The sequence below is a fragment of the Alkalihalobacillus sp. CinArs1 genome (genome assembly GCF_947387515.1).
In the GTDB taxonomy this organism is placed as follows: Bacteria; Bacillota; Bacilli; order Bacillales; family Guptibacillaceae; genus Guptibacillus.
The window spans coordinates 512,013-531,899 of sequence record NZ_CANDOB010000001.1; the positions used below are offsets into that span (position 1 = coordinate 512,013).

Annotated in this window: 17 protein-coding genes; all 17 read right to left on the reverse strand. The window is 40.5% G+C overall.

Going from position 1 to position 19,887, the window contains the following annotated elements; genetic code table 11:
- Nucleotides 1-116: 116 nt before the first annotated feature.
- The 17 genes from PFZ69_RS02825 to polX all read right to left on the reverse strand — a co-directional run bounded on the left by PFZ69_RS02825 (nucleotide 117) and on the right by polX (nucleotide 19,859).
- Nucleotides 117-1,616 carry a hypothetical protein gene (locus PFZ69_RS02825; RefSeq protein ID WP_270179506.1) on the reverse strand — a complete coding sequence of 500 codons (1,500 nt, stop codon included), beginning with the start codon at nucleotides 1,614-1,616 and terminating at the stop codon, nucleotides 117-119.
- A gap of 82 nt (nucleotides 1,617-1,698) precedes the next feature.
- Entirely contained in the window at nucleotides 1,699-2,637 is a 939-nt protein-coding gene (locus PFZ69_RS02830) for an FTR1 family iron permease (protein WP_270179507.1), read from the reverse strand.
- A gap of 24 nt (nucleotides 2,638-2,661) precedes the next feature.
- Nucleotides 2,662-3,426 (reverse strand): hypothetical protein, encoded by a 765-nt coding sequence (locus PFZ69_RS02835; RefSeq protein ID WP_270179508.1) that lies wholly within the window; start codon nucleotides 3,424-3,426, stop codon nucleotides 2,662-2,664.
- Nucleotides 3,427-3,493: 67 nt separating this feature from the next.
- A complete protein-coding gene (locus tag PFZ69_RS02840) occupies nucleotides 3,494-4,264 on the reverse strand; it encodes a glycosyltransferase family 2 protein (protein ID WP_270179509.1) in 771 nt (256 codons plus the stop codon).
- A complete protein-coding gene (locus PFZ69_RS02845; RefSeq protein WP_270179510.1) occupies nucleotides 4,264-5,727 on the reverse strand; it encodes an alkaline phosphatase family protein in 1,464 nt (487 codons plus the stop codon). The genes PFZ69_RS02840 and PFZ69_RS02845 overlap by 1 nt, the downstream gene beginning before the upstream one ends.
- Complete coding sequence (locus PFZ69_RS02850) at nucleotides 5,724-6,668, reverse strand: lysylphosphatidylglycerol synthase transmembrane domain-containing protein (protein WP_270179511.1); 945 nt, start codon at nucleotides 6,666-6,668, stop codon at nucleotides 5,724-5,726. Before PFZ69_RS02850 ends, PFZ69_RS02845 begins: the two co-directional genes overlap by 4 nt.
- A complete protein-coding gene (locus tag PFZ69_RS02855) occupies nucleotides 6,644-7,591 on the reverse strand; it encodes an NAD-dependent epimerase/dehydratase family protein (protein WP_270179512.1) in 948 nt (315 codons plus the stop codon). Before PFZ69_RS02855 ends, PFZ69_RS02850 begins: the two co-directional genes overlap by 25 nt.
- 113 nt (nucleotides 7,592-7,704) lie before the next feature.
- A complete protein-coding gene (locus PFZ69_RS02860) occupies nucleotides 7,705-8,916 on the reverse strand; it encodes a hypothetical protein (protein WP_270179513.1) in 1,212 nt (403 codons plus the stop codon).
- Nucleotides 8,917-9,058: 142 nt separating this feature from the next.
- A complete protein-coding gene (gene trxA, locus PFZ69_RS02865) occupies nucleotides 9,059-9,370 on the reverse strand; it encodes a thioredoxin (protein ID WP_270179514.1) in 312 nt (103 codons plus the stop codon).
- 215 nt (nucleotides 9,371-9,585) lie between these two features.
- The gene (locus PFZ69_RS02870) at nucleotides 9,586-10,563 is read right to left on the reverse strand and encodes an electron transfer flavoprotein subunit alpha/FixB family protein (RefSeq protein WP_270179515.1); all 978 of its coding nucleotides are present in this window, start codon (nucleotides 10,561-10,563) and stop codon (nucleotides 9,586-9,588) included.
- Between the two features lie 12 nt (nucleotides 10,564-10,575).
- Nucleotides 10,576-11,346 (reverse strand): electron transfer flavoprotein subunit beta/FixA family protein, encoded by a 771-nt coding sequence (locus PFZ69_RS02875; protein ID WP_270179516.1) that lies wholly within the window; start codon nucleotides 11,344-11,346, stop codon nucleotides 10,576-10,578.
- Between the two features lie 30 nt (nucleotides 11,347-11,376).
- The gene (locus tag PFZ69_RS02880) at nucleotides 11,377-12,150 is read right to left on the reverse strand and encodes an enoyl-CoA hydratase (protein WP_270179517.1); all 774 of its coding nucleotides are present in this window, start codon (nucleotides 12,148-12,150) and stop codon (nucleotides 11,377-11,379) included.
- 46 nt (nucleotides 12,151-12,196) lie between these two features.
- Nucleotides 12,197-12,790, reverse strand: a complete 594-nt coding sequence (locus PFZ69_RS02885) for a TetR/AcrR family transcriptional regulator (protein WP_270179518.1) — start codon at nucleotides 12,788-12,790, stop codon at nucleotides 12,197-12,199.
- 242 nt (nucleotides 12,791-13,032) lie between these two features.
- Nucleotides 13,033-14,724, reverse strand: a complete 1,692-nt coding sequence (locus tag PFZ69_RS02890) for a long-chain-fatty-acid--CoA ligase (RefSeq protein ID WP_270179519.1) — start codon at nucleotides 14,722-14,724, stop codon at nucleotides 13,033-13,035.
- 620 nt (nucleotides 14,725-15,344) lie between these two features.
- Nucleotides 15,345-15,752 carry a DUF350 domain-containing protein gene (locus tag PFZ69_RS02895; protein WP_270179520.1) on the reverse strand — a complete coding sequence of 136 codons (408 nt, stop codon included), beginning with the start codon at nucleotides 15,750-15,752 and terminating at the stop codon, nucleotides 15,345-15,347.
- A 17-nt stretch (nucleotides 15,753-15,769) separates the two neighbouring features.
- Nucleotides 15,770-18,115, reverse strand: a complete 2,346-nt coding sequence (locus PFZ69_RS02900) for an endonuclease MutS2 (protein ID WP_270179521.1) — start codon at nucleotides 18,113-18,115, stop codon at nucleotides 15,770-15,772.
- Nucleotides 18,116-18,143: 28 nt separating this feature from the next.
- The gene (gene polX, locus PFZ69_RS02905; protein WP_270179522.1) at nucleotides 18,144-19,859 is read right to left on the reverse strand and encodes a DNA polymerase/3'-5' exonuclease PolX; all 1,716 of its coding nucleotides are present in this window, start codon (nucleotides 19,857-19,859) and stop codon (nucleotides 18,144-18,146) included.
- Nucleotides 19,860-19,887 lie beyond the last annotated feature (28 nt).

Genomic DNA, 19,887 nt, shown 5'->3' on the forward strand with positions numbered 1-19,887 from the left:
TAACAGCCAGGCTGATCGGGTAGAACAGCTAGCTTATTTTTCAAAAATTGTTCCACGCTATCTCACCTCTCTACCCATTCAAGGCGCATCTATGTTCCCCTATTGTATCATAATGCCTATCGCTTATACTCGTACAAAACAATTTCGTGATAGACAGGATCGTACATCTTATCGGAATAATACGCTCCGACCTTTGTGACCGATTTTCTTATCGGTGCCCCTTGCTGTTCAAACCCCTTCACGACACGATCCGTTAAAAATATTCTTCTCTCATCATAATAAGGTATTTCTGACAAGAAGGTTTCATATGTGAATACACGGTCATGTTCATAATGAACGTCCAGATAATCCATTACCCTTGTTTCCTCCCAGGTATACACCATGATAGGCTCTTCTATTTCCGAGAGAAAACTACTCAACTGATGGACAGCGGTGGGGTGCTGAGCTTCTCTCATCATTGTGAACGTTCCAAAAGATTGAAAGAGTAGCAACATCACCAAACCAAGTTTCACTAGATGTGCCCTGAAACCTTCTGAATACTTAGTAGTGAATAATAATACCGCAAACAAAACCATTCCAGGTAATGGAAGGATGTGTCTTGGTTTATCAATATTCTGCGCAAACAATGCCCACAAGAAGTATAGAGCAAACATGATTCCATATGTCCATTGAAACGGGGTGATGCTTTGTCTGCTAACTTTGTTCAATAATAGAATAAAACCAATTATCATAATAGTAATCATTGCTGCAATGTAGAGCCTTTGTCCTGCAAGTCCAACCCAGCCTATATTGGTTACGACGAGTTCGTAGCTTCTTATCCATAGTGGAGAAGTTGTCGATACAGCACTACCTCCCCATTCTTGAAAATGTCCGGAGGAAAATCCAAGTGCTAGTTCTAAGAATGCAGTGATTCCTCCTTCTGAAGCAGCTAGTCCTACAACCCAAATAAGCTGAAAACAAATCGCAATAAAAAGATGAACACTGATAAACAAAGCATATGTTTTGTTAGAAGTGTAGCTAGATCTCCTACTTATTAGGAGAAGGATAAACCCGATTCCAAATGGTAGATATGATAATCGAATTCCTAGCAGAATGCTTAATAAAAATGAGGGTAATAACAAAACAAATGAAGACGCTTTACGTTGGAAGGCAACATGTAAACCCCAGATGTACCACCATAGAATCCCAACCGCGGCTGCTTCACTCATAGGCTGAATCGACATTACGTTCAAGAAAACCATCGACTGAAGTACTCCAACAATCAGTAAGCTGATCGTTTTTGAAAGGATATTGCGGCTTAAGAAATAGAGAGGGATCGAACTAGACAATAAAATTAGACTATTAAATGTTGATAAAGCTAACGAGGGATTGCCAATCCACTTGTGGATGACCATTCCCCCTAAAACAAAATAGGGATAACCCGGGAAATGTGGCTGCATGGCATATAAGTCGAATCTGCTTAAAGCTAGAGCAAAGTCGACTTGGTCCCAAGATCGTGGAAGGTCGATCGCATAATGAAACCTCCACAAACTAATGAGAACTATGCTAGTGATACTTACTAATAATATTAACGTTTTAAATAATGCGTTTAGCGATAGCTTTTTCATATTCATCATGATCATCCTTTAGAAACCTGTCCCGGTCATTCTCACGTACAAAAAATACAAGGCGACTCATCGCCTTGTATTCCTTAATTGTTTATTTTACAGCAGTTTCATTCATTTTGTTTGCCTTGAACATAGCGGATTTTTCTTCTTTAGCTGATTCAGCTTTTGAAGGAGCTTTCTTTGTCGTAACAAGAAGATATATAACAGCAAAGTAACCGATGTACGCTACGATTTCTTCTATTGAAGGCATGGAAGAATATCCAAACAGCGCCTTGAAGAAAATACCGATGTCGCCAGATAATAGAGGTGCAACGCCGTTATCACGTACATAATGAGCATAATCGATCGGATGTTCAGGCAAGAACCATGTTAAGTCATAGACGTGAGGCATGACACTTCCAATCATTCTAATATCCTGCATCATCGAGATACCTTGAACAAGTAACCCTCCAGCGATGAGGACGATGAAAATTCCTGTTACCTTAAAGAAAGATTTGAGCGGGATACGCATCGTACCTTTGAAGAAAAGATACGATACAACAGCAGCAATTAACACTCCCGTAATGGCTCCCCAACCTTCGAACCCTTTCCCAATATCTCCGCCTGTAATCGCAGCGAAGAAGAAGACCGTTTCGATGCCTTCTCGTAAAACAACGAGGAACGAATGAATAACCATACCAATTATATTTCCTGTCGTTATATACTTCGTCATTTTTCCTTCAGTCTTGCCTTTGATGTCCCGGCTATGTTCAGCCATCCAAAACACCATTTGTGTCAGTAATACTGAGGAGATCAGCATAATGGCGATCTTCAGGTACATTTCACTTCCCATTGCAGCAAATCCAGTGAAGACTACCTGAAACAACATGGCGACACCTATGCTTGCAACAACTGCAAGTCCTGCGCCTAGCCAAACAAATTTGTTGTATTGACGTTGTCCCATTCGTTTCATATATGTTGTGATGATTCCTATGATGAGAAGGGCTTCAAGTACTTCTCTGAACATGATCAGCAATGCCTGAATTTCCATTTACCTTTCCCCTTTCTACGTTCTTTACGAACGGCGACGCATTCTAGTTGTGTAGATCACAACGCCTGCAATGACGATTACAATCAATACGATCGGTAACCAATTCGATAGTTGACCAAGGTCGGTCCACTCAGTTTTACCATTGTCATTCGTATCGTCGGTAGCGCTTTTACCAAAATGACCAATCTCGACTGACTCCATGTTAAATTGATCTTGTAGCGCTGTAAGAATTTTATCTTTACTCTCAATAAATTGATCTTTATCTGATTCTTTTTCTCCTACTCCGAACAAACCAGGATTACCAAGCGAATTTAAGATGGTTTCAAAATCGCTCTTAATCTCGCTATCCACTTCTTCGTTTTTTTGCTTTACGACAGGAGAAAGCTTTTTGTAAGTTGCATCAGCCTTCCCTACTAGCTTTCGAGTCGTATCATATTCTTCGAAGTTGTCCTCCACGTTCTCAAGACGCCTAGAGATATTGAGGACGAGTATTTTCTGCATGTTCGTAATAACTTCTTCTTTATCTTCATTTTCGAGGGCGGACTTAATCACGCTAACTGCGTCGTCACCCATATGTAATTGAATTTCTTCTTCTACAGTAGCAAATATCTCACTTGCTTTATCATAGTTTGGAGGAGATTCATTAAGCTTTGCTACCATCTCACTATACGCTTCAGCTACTTTTTCTTCAGTGGGGTCACCGTATGAATACGCAAAAGCTTTTAGTGGAGTGGTTACCATAGATGTAATCATGATGATGAGTGCTACGAGCGCGATGTGTTTTTTCATTGAGAATCCTCCTCATTGATAATGATAATGATTATCAGAATTGAAGTCAATATCAGATATGCATTTGTTATGGCTTTTCTGTGTGTAATTGAGACCAGTCGATCGGTTTGATCTGATGGGCATGATAATCAATAGGTACTCGTTTAACAGGTCTTGACATCTCCTTCACAATCGCTGGAAGTACTGAAGTCATATACGCTTTAAACTTTATATAGGACTGACCGGTCGATCGAACTTGATAGGTGATCGGTATTTCGGTTACGCGGAACCCTTTTCTTACAAGATTCAGTGTTAATACTTGTGCATAGTTATAGTCATGAATAATCTCTGCTTCTTCCATTGCCTGTCTTGAGAATGCCCTCATCCCTGACTGCCCATCATAAATCCATTTTCGTAATAAAATGGATTGGAGAAATGTGAAAAAGTAATTCCCAAGCCTCCTATGAAGTTGCATCCCATCTATCGTTCCCTTAAATCTCGACCCCATCACATAGTCTGATTCACCTTCGAGCAAGGGTGCCAATAACTCCGGCAACTGCCAGGCAGGGTATTCATTATCAGCATCTAACATGACGCCAATATCTGCACCAAGAGCAACAGATTGTTGAAGTCCCGTCCGTACCGCTGCTCCTAGACCTTTGTTATGTTCTTTCGAGAAAATATGATCAGCACCAGCTTCTTTTGCTACTTCTACCGTTCGATCTGTTGATCCATCATCAATGACAAGAATACTCACCTTAACGTCTTTATGAAAGTCTCTTGGTATTTTGCGAATGACTTCACCTATAGCTTGTTCCTCGTTATGAGCTGGCAAGAAAACAATAACATGTTGTTTCATTAATCTTTCTCTTCCTTCCTGTGGTTGAACGCTTCAGTTAGAATTTCACCTCTACTATGTGATGGAATAGGCGCACCAAGAAGGTGTGCAACAGTTGGGGCTACCGATGTTAGACTGTGCTTGTCTTCAACTATTTTCCCTGCATTAATGGAAGGGCCATTCATAAAGAAAGGAACGAATCGCTCTCCTTCGTCAAGATGTCCGTGCCCTCCTATTCCATCAGCCTGCCCATGATCGGCACATATGATCAATGTGGTATTTTCCATATAACCATTCTCATCCAACCAATTTACGTATTCTTCAACAAGGCTATCAGCTTCTTCTATCTTTTGGATATATTCATCGTAAAGAACACCTCTTGAGTGTCCGGTTTGGTCTGTTCCAATAAGCTGGACAGTAAAAAAGTCTGGATCCTTCTCTTTCATAACCTCTCTAGCTCTACCCATAATATTAGAATCGGCTACATCATTATGCATCACAGCCGTTACTGTATCTACGTCATCTCCCATCGCATCAACAAGATGAGCAATTCCAAGGAGTCTACCGCTCTTATTCACCTTTCGCAACGAATCATAGATCGTCTCGACTTTTACGCCACGACCCCAAACCATATTTGAATTGATTCCATGTTCGAAAGGATACGTTCCAGTCATCATGGATGAAAAACATACTACTGTCCTTGCTGGATAAACAGTTTCCATCTGGCTATATTCAGTACCACTCTTTTTCAGCGAATCCAAAAAAGGGGTTTGTGCCTCTTGGAACCGTTCCTTTCTCATCCCATCGATGACGATCATGATTACTTTTTCATTCTTATTGTTAGAAGACTTTACATCTTCTGTATAGGTCGGTTTGATTGTTGGTTTCCAGTCAAATAAATATTTGTGTAAAATGTAGCTAAACAGAAAGATGGCACCATACAACATGAGCAACTTGTCCCACTCGATGGACAATGAAGAACCGATAAATGAATCTGTCACCATAGTCCAAATGCCTATGATCAGCAATACTTTAGGTAGCTGCTCCTGAGCATTTCCGCTCGTTGAATCACTATTCTTTAATACGAGTTTCCAAAATCGAGTGAAATTCGTCCAACTCGTTCCAATCCTCAGATGATAATATAGCGTTCCCCAGAAAAACACCGTAAAAAAGAAATAGAGTGCTATTGCAAACAATGATGCTGTTAGAGAAAAGTGGTCAAAGATTATTAAAAAACCTATCAAGGGAAGCCATAAGTAATTTCTCAAGAAAAGCGGAAAATCATAATGATAGTAAAGAACTAGAAGAGGGAGAACCGCTCCTAATCCGAATAAAAACCCACTCCAAAATGAAACTGAAAACCACTCTGATATGTAAAATAACAATAAAGTTCCCGTAACAAAAATAGGAGTGAAGGGCTTTCCTTCGTTCAAAAGATTCCAGCACCTTGCTGCAACCTTCTCAAAACCTGAAGCTTGTTTCATTCTGTTTCTCCTTTCGACTTTACAAACGATTTCAATTTATTCATTTTAAGAGGATACATGTAAAATGCTGCCGCACCGGCAGCAAAGGAATATAAATACTTAAATCCATGAGTAATGATCGCAATCATAAACGCATCTTCTAGCTGGAATCCAGAGCGATACAAAGACAGGCTCATCACACTTTCATAAGTTGCGAGTCCTCCAGGTGCAAGTTGCAAAACACCAGAACCGACGGACAGTGCTGTCACCCACATTGCGTTAAGATAGCTAAACGATGCCATATCGACAATCGCAACAGCATACACGACGATTCCCTCAAAGATCCAGCTGATGCCTGATAACGAAATAATGACCAAACCCGATCTAGATTTCACAAGAGAGGTAAAGTCATTCCATTGTGTTGATACGAAAGCAGGTAGTTTGTTGTGTTTTTCCAAGAGATAAAGAAAGACAGTTCCTACTCCTATCGCTACAAGTGCACTAAGAAAGAAAACGGAATTCAGCTGGATTCCAATAGCACTCGCTCCAAACATTGCGAATAAACCAAGCCACAAAAGATCCAAAGCTCTTAACGACACTACGGAAGATAACGATTTCGTCCATTTTATATCCTGATGTTGTGCCAAGGCTCCCACTCTTACAGCTTCTCCACCTTTAAAAGGTAATAGATGGTTAAAAAACAAACTATAGAATATTCCTGATAGGTAGACGACGAATGGCACATTCGGATTCACAAGAATTCTCCAACACCAAGCACGTAACAAAAACGCAATTGTATATCCTACAACCATGAGTACTAGGAGAATAGGATGGCTGAAAAGAGCCAAGATGGTTTGCCTTAAATCTTCAAATGTAAACACTTTAACGAATAGAAAAACAAACAAAACAACGAGCGATAAGCTAGTTAACCATTTAATTATCTGTAGTAGTTTTTTGCCCATTCCACCGTTCTCCGTATTCCTTCATTTATTCCTATATCAGGAGTGTAACCGAGCATCTCTTGCGCTTTCGATATGTTGCTCCACGTATGCTTCACATCACCCGCTCGATGAGGGCGTTCGAACAGTTTACCTTCTGGGAAATACTCTTGTAATATCGTGATCAACTCATCTAATGATACGGGTGTTCCGCTTCCAAGGTTAAATATCTCGGATTGACTTGATTGTCTTTTCAAGGTCAGCGAGATACCTTTCACAATATCATCGATAAATGAGAAATCACGAGATTGTTCTCTTCCAAAGATCTCGATAGGTTGATCGTTTAAAAACTTTTTAATAAATAGAGGAATGGCCATATCCGGTCTGCCCCAAGGTCCATACACAGTAAAGAATCGTAGAATAGAAAGCTTGTATCCATAGAGTGATTGATAAGCATGACAAAAGGATTCAGCTCCGTACTTCGCAGCGGCATATGGAGAACAAACCTTTCCGTTAGCATCTTCTTCTTTCACCGGACCGTTGTCAGCATTGCCATAGACGGATGAGGATGACGCAAATAGAAAGTGGGATACGCCTATTTCACCGGACGCTTTTAAAACATTTACCGTCGTTTTTATATCTTGATCAATATATTCGTGTGGGTTTAAAAGCGAATATTGTACTCCAGGAAGGGCTGCTAAATGAATGACTGCATCATAGGAATGCTCCTTAAAATGCTTCATTGTTTTCTCTTCATTTAGTAAATCGAATTGATGTAGTGTAAAGTCTCCCAACTTTTTCACTTGGTCTATATGATCGCCCTTCCTTTTTACGTCATAATAGGAAGTCATATTGTCGATGACCGTAACGCTGTGTTTTTCTTTGATGAGATATTTGGCTAAGTGGCTTCCAATGAAACCTGCTCCACCAGTAATCAATACGTTCATATTCTGCACTCCTACTACTCAACTAAAAAAGAAACTTCCTCTTAACTCTTAAGCATTCCTAACTTTCATGTACAATAGAAAAGGCCGCTTTAAGCGGCCAATTTCGTCTTTCTTTATTCTACTACACTTTTTAGCGTAGACACAATTTCATCGCTTAATTTTGCTGCTTCATCAGCTTTATCGTTGCTAATGGCTTCAAACCACTCTTGCCCTTTTGTATAAAGACCTTTCGTTTCTTCTTCACCGAGCGTTTCCATCAATGGCTTCTCGATTGCTTTCATGAAGACATTTGCTTCCATTGCAGCTTCTCGTCCATCTGTAAGTTTGCCTTCATCTGCCATAGCAGCAACCTTTTCATGATAGCTCATGATTTTGCCCATGAATGCTTTCGTGAACAAAGTAGAAACTTCGTCTGATTTAATCGTACTTGGATCAGTTTCACTAATATTGAATAGTTCGCTTAACTTATTCGCCGCTTCTTCATCTCCACCAGATAGAGAACCTTGAATTGCCTGGTAGAATCCAAGAGCTTCTGCCTGCATGATCTTCAGATCTTCTGTTTCACCATCTTGGACTGCTTGATCAATCTTTTCTGCGTAAGAGTTAGCTGCTAAGTAGTAGCTCTTATATGTGGATTTGTCAGTAACTTGCTTGTACACTGCAAAGTTATCCATTTCTCCATTATTTAAAGCTTCTTCTTGAGCGTCTAAGCCGTTATTAATATTTTGTACGATGCTTGAATCACCCTCAAGCTCGTAATAAGAATCACGTTTCTCTGCTGTCGGAATGAAAACATTCTCAGCTAGCTTTTTAATTTCGTTAAAGTGAAGCATCGCTTTTTCATCTTCACCAGCATCCTTTGCTTCAATAACAGCTGCATGAAGTGATTTTTGCTTTTGATAGAAATAGGATTGTGTTCCTTTATCGATCATTTGACGAGCAACGTTCATATCTAGTTCGCCAGATTTACCTGCTTCAATTCCTGTTGTAATAAACTGATCGATTTCATTACTCGTTTCATTTACTGCACTTTTCAGTTCATCAGAATAAGTAGCGTCGACCATTTCCCAATCTACTTCTTTGTCTTCTTTCATCTTATTTAGTTCTTCCGTTATAGCTTTGTAAGCCTCAATTTGTTTTACGGAGTCAGATTCTTCGACTGACATGTCGCTTGAAGCATTCTCTTCCGTGTTATTGTTAGAGTTGCTTGATTCCTCTTGAGTTTGCTCATTTGTGTTTGAAGCATTTTCTGAGTCGTTGCCGCATGCTACAAGCACAGTTCCTGCAAGTGTAATAGAAGCGAATAGCATCATTGATCTTTTCATTATGTAATCCCCTTTTCATCGTTGTCTGTTCTAATGATATCCATCAAGATTATATCGAGAACGATTATCAGTGTCAATACTGTTGTAATTTAAAAATAAAAAAGACCCCAATCTCAAGGATTGAGGTCTTGATGTTTATCGTTTATTGATGCTTAGAAAGTGTTTGTGCTAGTGCTTCTTTCGGTTGGAAACCAACGACTTGGTCAACAACTTCTCCGTTTTTGAAAACTAGAAGTGTTGGGATGCTCATTACACCAAACTTGCTTGCTGTTTCTTGGTTCTCATCTACGTCGATTTTAACCACTTTCACATCAGTCATCTCAGCATCTAGTTCTTCAAGAACTGGTGCGATCATCTTACAAGGTCCACACCATGGTGCCCAAAAGTCTGCAAGAACAAGACCTTCGCTTGTTTCTTGGTTAAAGTTTTGATCTGTCGCATGTACGATAGCCATTCTATATCTTCCTCCTTAAACAAATATCACTTGAGAATACCAGGTTAAAGGCCGGTTGCCTCAATGTGCTCTGCCATATTGACATTCGTCAATTGGCTCAGATTGAGTATATCATTAATACTCATGGTGTTTCCATTTTTTTGACTCACACTCATTCTTCCCTATTTACTGAAGAAAAAACGTGTAAAAAAGCGAGCTCGCGGCTCGCTTTTTGTTTAGTTCGTTTGGAGAACTTTTTTGAATTCTTGTGTTAATAGTGGAACAACTTCAAACAGGTCTCCAACGATTCCATAATCTGCTACATTAAAAATATTCGCTTCTGGATCTTTATTGATCGCAACGATTACTTTTGAGTTAGACATACCAGCGAGGTGTTGGATTGCCCCTGATATACCGCACGCGATATAGAGATCTGGAGTAACGACTTTACCAGTTTGCCCGATCTGTAGCGAGTAATCGCAATAATCTGCGTCACACGCTCCTCGAGATGCTCCTACAGCAGCACCGAGTACGTCAGCAAGTTCTTGTAGTGGTTCGAAACCGTCTTCACTCTTCACACCACGGCCACCTGCAACAATCACTTTTGCCTCTGATAGATCTACTCCAGAAGTAGACTTGCGAACGACTTCTTTCACGATCGTACGAAGATCTTTAATCTCTACCTCTTCAGAGAAAACTTCGCCTGAACGTGACTCATCTTTCTCAAGAGCAGAAATGTTATTCGGACGAATCGTTGCAAGGATAACACCTGATTTTACCTTCTTCTTCTCAAAGGCTTTACCAGAATAGATCGGACGTGTGAATACGATATCCTCACCATCTAATTCGATTGCAGTAGCATCTGAGATTAAGCCAGCATCTAATTTACTAGCAAGTTTTGGTGCTACATCTTTCCCCATCGATGTATGTGGGAAGAGTATCGCATCAGGTTCGATAGAGTTGATGATCTGCAAGAACACTTGCCCGTACCCATCGCTTGTATAAGTTGAAAGCTTTTCATTCTCTGCTTTGATGACACGATCTGCTCCATAATGGAACAACGAATCTGTTAATGCGCTTACATTTTCGCCCGCTATCGCTGCGATTACTTCTCCACCCGCTGCGATTTCTTTCCCAGCTGCGATTGCCTCAAACGATACATTACGAAGTTCATTCTCACGACTTTCTGCAATTACGAGTACTTTTTTGGCCATTGTAAACCCCTCCTATATAACTTTCGCTTCCTGACGAAGTAATTTCACTAGTTCTTGTACTTGATTGTCCACTTCACCTTCAAGTACTTTTCCAGCTTCTTTTTTAGGTGGTAAATAACGCTCTAGAGTTTCTGTTTTTGCTCCAATTTCATCTTCATCGATGTCTAGTTCATCATAATCTATTTCTTCAAGTGGCTTTTTCTTTGCCTTCATGATTCCAGGAAGTGATGGATAACGTGGTTCATTAAGTCCCTGCTGAGCTGTTACAAGCAGTGGAAGCTGCGCTTCAACGATTTCCACATCCCCCTCGACATCTCTTTCGATTGTAGCTGTGCTACCATCGATATCTAGCTTCGTGATCGTCGTTACATAAGGAATACCCATCTTCTCTGCTAAGCGAGGGCCAATCTGTCCAGTGCTATTATCATTCGAGACGTTTCCACCAAGGATGATGTCGTACTCTTTATCTTCGAAATAAGCGGCTAATAGCGCAGTTGTTGTATATTGGTCGCTCTCATCAAGCTCTTCATTATTAATTAGAACCGCTTTATCTGCACCCATTGCGAGAGCAGTTCGAAGCTCCTTCTCCACTTCTTCACTACCGATACTAACGACTGTAACTTCACCGCCGTGGTCGTCACGAAGTTGAATTGCTTCTTCAATCGCATACTCGTCGTAAGGGTTGATAATAAACTCAACGCCTTCTTCACTGATCTTGCCATTCTCAATAACAATTTTTTCTTCAGTATCAAATGTTCTCTTCATAATTACGAATATGTTCATTTCTTTTTACCCTCCCTGAGATAATTATCTTTATTTATCAGTAAAGTTCGGCTTTCGCTTCTCAATGAAAGCACGAATACCTTCTTGCCCATCTTCAGATACGAAGGCTTTACCGAAGTACTCTTTTTCTTTCGCTACTCCTTCATTGAACTTAGCTGGTTTAGAGTAAGTTAATAACTCTAATGCATACCTCATCGTTACAGCACTCTTTTGAGCTATCTTCTCAGCCAATTCTTTCGCTTTAGGAAGGAGTTCGTCTTCAGAATAAACTTGATTTACCAAGCCTAAGTTTGCAGCTTCTTGTCCTGTGATTGGTTCACTCGTTAGAAGCATTTCAGCAGCTTTCGCCTTGCCTACAAGTTCAGGCAAGCGCTGTGATCCTGCAAAGCCTGGTACAAGCCCCAATTGTAGTTCTGGCAATCCAAGTTTTGCACTTTCCGTTGCGAGGCGAATGTGGCAAGCCATCGCAAGCTCAAGCCCTCCTCCGAGCGCAGCTCCATGAATGGCAGCTATGATCGGCTTTGGGAACGCTTCCATTTTATCGAAAAGCGTTTGACCAATGCCTCCGAGCTCTCCAAAACCTTCTTCGGTATCAACAGTTGTAAATTCTTTTATGTCTGCTCCAGCAGAGAAAAACCTGCCTTCACCAGTCAACAAGATAACTTTTGTTTCGGAATCATTCTCTAAATCATTAAGTATTTGCGTCAGTTCTTTAAGTACGTCTGTAGCAACAGCATTCGCTGGTGGTCTTTCTAAGGAAATGTTCGCTACCTTGTTTTCTTTCGATAATTTTAAAAATTCCACTTTCCCACTCCTTCCTAAGCAGTCCCGGAATTTCCGGGACACATATCTATTTGCTTAAGCCATTGATCAGTAAATGATGTATAGGCTTTGCAAGTGCTTCTAAATCAAACTTGTGATCCTTCATAACCCAATTGGTCACTGTTTCATCAAGCGTTCCAAATATCATTTGCCTAGCGAGTCGGACATCAAGCTCTTCCATGAATAGGCCTGCCTTTACGCCATCGATCAAAATCTGATCAACTAAGGTTAAGTACTTCTTAAGTACTTCACCGATTTGAGCACGAAGCTCTTTGTTCGTTTGCCTTAATTCTAACTGGGTGACGATTGCAAGCTCGTAATCGGAAGAAAGATGCCTGAAGTGCATATCGATCAGCGTTAACAGCTTTTCTTCTGCATTGCTCTTCTCAGCTATCTGCGCTTCGATCTTATCGATGAAGCTTCCCATCTTTTTTTGAAACAGTGAGATAAGCAGATCTTCTTTATTCTTGAAGTATAAGTAGATCGTACCGTCTGCTACACCGGCTTCACGCGCTATTTTTGAAACCTGCGCTTGATGGTAACCATTTTGTGCGATCACGACTACAGCAGCATCAATGATTTTGTCATACTTTGGGCCACGCTTTTTCCCTTTTTCCACCATAGCAAGTTCTCCTTTATTCTTAATCCGACACCTCATCCACCAGAAATGAATGAGCATTCATTCATATTTATATTGTAGCGGTACACAACAGGTACTGTCAATATCGGATTTCTGAGCGAGCGCTCAATTTGAATACAAGGATATTTGCAAGTTCATCATATCATAATAAGCTGAAATGTGCGAATTTTTCTAATTAATTTTTCAATCATCTTCACTAGTTTCTTAAAGAAGAAAACCAACCGCTAAAGCGATTGGCTTTTCTCTTTTTCTTCATCAACGAGTACTCGGCGAAGGATTTTCCCAACCGTAGTCTTTGGAAGCTCATCTCGAAATTCATACAAATGAGGAACCTTGTACGCTGCAAGAAAGCGCCTACAATGTTGATTTAACTCTTCCTCAGTACAATTGCTATTACTCTTCAGGACAACGAATGCTTTTACGGTTTCTCCACGATATGGATCCGGAACGCCTATTATAACCGCTTCTTGAACAGCTTCATGTTCATATAACACTTCTTCTACTTCTCGAGGATATATATTGAATCCACCAGCAATGATCATATCTTTCTTACGATCGACAATATAAAAGTATCCCTTCTCGTCTTGATAAGCCATATCTCCCGTATAAAGCCAGCCGTCTTTTAGGACAGCTTCCGTTTCATCAGGACGATTCCAGTATCCCTTCATCACTTGAGGGCCCTTTACGATAAGTTCACCAATTTCTTTAACTTCAGCTTCCTCACCGTCAGGCTTCACAATCTTAGCATCGGTATCCGGCCAAGGCATCCCGACACTTCCGATGACATTACCATCTGAAATAGGATTCGCGTGTGTAACAGGCGAAGATTCTGTTAAACCGTAGCCTTCCACGAGCCTTCCACTGATTTTTTGCTGAAACTTCTGTTGTACTTCGATCGGCAGTGGTGCTGATCCACTAATACATGATTTGATCGAAGAGAGGTCATAGCTGTCGAAGTCAGGCTCGTTCAGTAGTGAAATATAAATTGTTGGGGCACCTGGAAACAAGGTTGGTTTCTGTTTGTCAATCGTCTTCAACGTGTCTCTCGGTTCGAATTTAGGCAAGATAATCATCTTAGAGGCATACATTATCGAAAAGTTCATAACACACGTCATACCATATACGTGGAAGAAAGGTAGTACTCCCATTATTCTTTCTTCGCCATAAGTAATATCTCGATTCCATACAATCATTTGCATTGTATTCACTACGAGGTTGTAGTGAGTCAACATGACTCCTTTTGCTAGACCTGTTGTCCCACCTGTATATTGAAGCAAAGCCAAGTCCTCTTTAGGATCGATGTCTAGATCGATTTCATTCAACTTTCCATTTTTCACCCAGCTGTGAAAGGTGTGGATGCTTTCGTTCAATGGTATTTCGACGATAGGACCTTGCTTATTCTTCTTTTGAACGAGAGGATAAAGCAAGTTCTTAGGAAAAGGCAAGTACTCATTGATCTTTGTGACAACTACATGCTCTAACGATGTTTTATCTCTTACTTTTAACACTTTTGGTAATACAAGGTCTAGGCAGATAATAATCGTTGCTTGTGAATCTGTTAGTTGATGCTCGAGCTCTCGTTCCATGTAAAGCGGATTCGTTTGAACAACAATTCCACCTGCCATAAGTACTGCATAATAACTAATAACAGCTTGAGGACAGTTCGGCAGCATGATCGATACTCGATCGCCCTTCTCAAGCCCATGCGCCTTTAAAGAATTTGCTAATCGATTCGCACGATCGAAAAGCTCCTGATACGTTAGTTCTTTTCCTAAAAAATGAACTGCCTTCTTATTTGGATAGTTCTGAGCAGCATCTTTTAGGTACTGATGAAGAGGCTTATTATCGTACTCCATCACGGGCGGTACACCTTCATCATAATGCGAGAACCACGGTTTTTCGCTAATATTCTCCATTATTTTTTCAACCTCCCTTTCAACTCTCCTTTCAAACCCTATTCTCTCTATAAAATAATTATAATGAAAAACAAGAAAATATCCTATCTTTTTTTGATTTTTTTGAATAGATTGGCAATTTTCGTCACAACTTGTCTTATTTAAATAAAAAAAGACAGGTTTGCACCTGTCTATCTAGACTGTTGAGAAAACATTAAGAGTTATCTCTCAATAATATAGCGAGATTTCCGCTCCAGGATGCTCGCTTTCCGCGGGGCGGGCGGTGAGCTTCCTCGTCGCTTACACTCCTGTGGGATCTCACCTGTCCCGCTGATACCGCAGGATTGAAGCATCCTTCCGCTCCAATCAGCGTTATATGAAGGTTTATATAATTAGAAATTACAACGATATATAGAGCCAAGAAAGATTGGATAGCACTCATTGGAAAGTTAAATTGATTTGAATGTATTTATTAGCAGTTATCCGGTCAATAATATTCAATTTTTTTCAAACAAAGCTAAAAGACAGGTTTTCACCTGTCTTCTCTACACAAAATAAAGTAAGTAAACGATACCTGCGATAAAAAAGATCCCTGCAACTACCATTAATACTTTCCATAACGTCTCCATTACATTCTCCCCTTAACTGATCCCTGCTCCAATGACGAATGAAAGTCCAACTGAAATGACCATCGAAATGAATCCTACAGCACGGTTATCTTGTTTTATTTCTTCGTCGATTCGAAATTTAGGAGTTAAAAATTCAAAAGTAAAGTATCCGATCAATAATAAAACAAAGCCGAATATCCCCCACCCCATCATGGTAACTAGCGAATCGTTGTGTTCGATCGAGAATCGAAAGATATTCGCGATCCCAAAGATCTTACCACCTGTTGCTAGAGCAACGGCTAAATTGCCATTCTTGACCTCATCCCAGTTACGATAAGAGGTAACAAATTCAAAAGCCGAGAGAAATACAATCATACACACGATGACGACACTATAGTTGGCTGCCGTTTGAAAAGCTACACTATCCCAAAGTTGATCCATCTCTGAGCTTCCTTTCCTTATTTCAGTTCGACGACGGTTACGCCGCCACCGCCTTCATTCATTCCACCCATTCTAAGTGTCTTCACACGAGAGTGACGTTTCAACCATTCATGAACGCCTTTCCTTAGAGCGCCAGTGCCTTTACCATGTATGATCGAAACTTGATGATACCCAGCTAGAAGCGCATCATCAATATACCGCTCTACTTCCACCTGAGCGTCTTCGTATCGTTTTCCTCTTAAGTCTAACTCAGTCTTAACACTGCTATCACGGCCACGTACTGAAACGAGCGGCTTTCTCTCTACTACGGGTTTCGATTTTACCTTTTCAAGGTCATTCGCTTTCACATTCATTTTCATTATACCAAGCTGTACTTGATACTCGTTTTTACCAACTTGCTCAACGATATGTCCTTTCTGGTTAAAACTAATGACGTTTACTTCATCACCTGGTTTGTAGGATTTCACCTGCGCCTTATTAGATGGCTGTTTTGTTTTCTTAAGTTCTGGCTTAGTTTCGTCAAGCTGCTTTTGGGCATCGATCAACTGATGTTCTTTTACAGAACCTTTCTGGAATGTGCGAAGGTCGTTTATGATTTTTTTCGCTTTCTCTTTTGCTTTATCAACCTCTTCGGCTGCTTGTCTTTCAGCTTCTTCTAATATTCGTTCTCGTTGATTTTCGAACTTTTCAAGCTGCGCTTCAAGGTCTTTTTTCAAAGCTTCTGCTTCTTTACGAATCACTTCAGCGCTTTCGCGATCAGATTCCGCTTTCTTCTGACTGTCTTCAAGTGAAGAAATCATTTTATCTACTTTATTACTTTCACTTGATATTTGAGATCTAGCATCATCTATAATGACTTCCATTAGTCCAAGTCTTCTTGAAATTTCAAAGGCATTACTTCTTCCAGGAACACCAATTAGCAACCGATATGTAGGACGTAGCGTTTCAACGTCAAATTCTACACTCGCATTCATAACCCCTTCACGGTTGTAGGCATAGGCTTTTAGTTCACTATAGTGAGTAGTAGCGATAACTTTTGCTCCACTATTGTAAACATAATCTAAAATTGAAATCGCCAGTGCTGCACCTTCTTGAGGGTCCGTACCTGCACCAAGCTCATCAAACAACACGAGGCTATTGTGATCGAGGTTTTCAAGAATACCAACGATATTTGTCATGTGAGAAGAAAACGTACTTAAGCTTTGTTCAATCGACTGTTCATCACCAATATCTGCGAATATATGTTGGAAGACAGACATAGAAGAATTCTCTTCAGCAGGAATATGAAGACCTGATTGAGCCATAAGCGTTAACAGACCAGCTGTTTTTAACGTAACGGTTTTCCCGCCTGTATTAGGTCCTGTAATAACAAGAGATGAGTAATCGTCTCCAAGCTTTATTGAGATCGGTACAACATCCTCTTGTGGAAGAAGCGGGTGTCGACCTTTGCGAATTTCAAATGCCCCTTCATCATTCATAGTAGGCTTAGTTGCTTTCAGCTCGTTCGCATATAGTGCTCTAGCGAATATAAAATCGATCTCTGCTAACATGTCGACATTATGTCTTAGAGTTTCTGCTGATTCAGCCACTTTTACAGTTAACTCAGTAAGGATACGCTCAATTTCTTGTTTTTCTTTTACCTTCACTTCTTTGAGCTGATTATTAATCGACACTACTGACTGAGGTTCGATGAAGAGTGTCGCACCTGAAGATGATTGATCATGAACCATTCCACCGAAAGAGCTTCTGTACTCCTGCTTAACAGGTATGACGTACCGTTCATTTCTGATCGTCACGAGTGCATCAGACAACATCTTTCTTGTATTCGAAGAGCGTATTAAGCTTTCCAATTTCTCTCTTACTCTTGATTCATAGCTTCTCAACTGCGTGCGCAGCCTTCTTAACGCGTCACTTGCAGAATCCAGCAAATCACCATCTTGATCAATACATGCATTGATTTCATGCTCTAGTTCTGTCTCGTTCATAATTTGGCTGACGAGGCTTCCTAAGAGAGGGAGCTCTATTCCGTCCTCAATCATATTTTCCAAAAAGGTTTTAAATCGCTTCCCACCGTAAATCGTACTCGAAATGTCTAAAAGCTCTGAAGGGTTCAAGACTCCCCCAATTTCAGCTCTCTTCAAGCTCGAGCGTATATCTCTGATTCCACCTAGAGGAGCTTGGCCACGCAAACGAAGAACGGTTCTTCCTTCATCCGTTTCATCAAGATGACTGTTCACTTCTGCTAAGTCATAGAATGGGACTAATTGTTCTGTTTTTTGCTTTCCTAAAGAAGAGGACACGTGCTTTCCGAGTCTTTCTTTCACTTTTTCAAATTCAAGCAGTCGCAACACTCTACTGTTCACTGATTCGTTCCTCCTATAAAGCAGTAATTTATTTATGACGGTCGAAGAATGCCTCGAGCTCTTCTACCGTATACGTATTTAGTACACTCTCTTTTCTTAACCAACCTCTTCTGCCTGCCGAGACTCCAATTTCCATATGCTCGAGCATGTCCATGTGGTGGGCATCTGTGTTGATCATTATTTTCACATTTTCTTCCTGCGCTTTCCTAAGCCATGATGCAGCTAAATCGAGGCGATTCGGGTTTGCATTCAATTCTAACGCGGTTTTTGTTTCTTTAGCTAGTTCAATCAGTCTTTCATGATTAAGTGCATAACCTTTTCTTCTCCCCAATAATCTACCAGAAGGATGGGCGATCAAATCAACATGGTGACTCCTTAATGCGGTCTCGAGCCTTGCCATAATCGTCTCTTCATCCTGAGTAAATGATGAATGAATGGAAGCAATAACAAAATCCATCTCTTCTAATAATTCATCGTCATAATCTAGCGTACCATCAGGAAGGATGTCCATCTCTACACCAGCAAAGATCTTGAAATCGCTCCATTTTTCATTCAATCGGTTGATCTCCGCTCTTTGTTGACGTAACCGTTCTGGTGTTAACCCATTTGCCACTCTAAGATACTGAGAATGGTCTGTTATCGCTATATACGAATAGCCTTTTTCTCTTGCTCTTTCTGCCATTTCCTCAATTGTGTAGGCACCGTCACTCCATGTAGAGTGCATATGAAGATCGCCCTTAATATCGCTCAATGAAACGAGTTCGAACTCTGACTCCTGAGCAGCCTCAATTTCTCCACTATCTTCTCTAATCTCTGGTGGTATATACGACAATCCAAAATGGTTATAAAATTCCGTTTCATCCTTAAACGTTAACACTTCACCTGTTTCAATCGATTCTACGCCGTATTCACTTATTTTCTCGCCCTTATTTTTGGCAATTTGACGCATCTTGACGTTATGGTTTTTCGATCCAGTAAAGTGATGGAGGGTGGATGCGAATTCTTCAGGTTTTACGAGTCTAAAATCAACTGAAACAGAAAACTCGTCATCCATTTCAAGCGTTATCTTCGTATCTCCCTTGACCACTATTTTCGACACACCTTCTAATGAAACAAGCTGTTCTGAAACGTCTGCAGCTTGGGTCGTGGCGATAATGAAATCAAGGTCTTTGATCGTTTCTCGAATTCTTCTTAAGCTTCCCGCTCTAGCAAATCGATCGATTCCCTCTAATGTTTCTAACTGACGTTCTATTTTTTCTGCGATAGGTAACATATATGCGATCGATAACCTCTCGGGTCTCTTGCCAGCTTCATCGATTGCGGCTAAGATCTTTTCTTCACTCTTCTTACCGAAACCAGGCAACTCTTGAATCTTTTCCTCTTTACATGCATCTTCAAGAGTTTTCATATCTACGACGCCCAGCTCATGATAGAGCTTTGCAATCTTCTTACCACCGAGCCCCGGCAGCTTGAGGAGTGGCACTAACCCTGAAGGCACTTCCTTTTTCAGCGATTCTAGGGTTTCTGATTCTCCGTTTTCTATGATTTCATTAATAACCGCAGCTGTCCCTTTTCCAATTCCATTTAGCTCTGCAGGATCACTGATTTGGTCCATACTCCGGTCATCCGTTTCAAGTGCACGAGCAGCTTTTCTAAAGGCAGAAATCTTAAATGGGTTTTCACCCTTTAATTCCATATAGACAGCTATTTCTTCTAAGTATTTTATAACGCTCTTTTTATTCATGTTCGATCTCACCCTTCATAAGAATCGT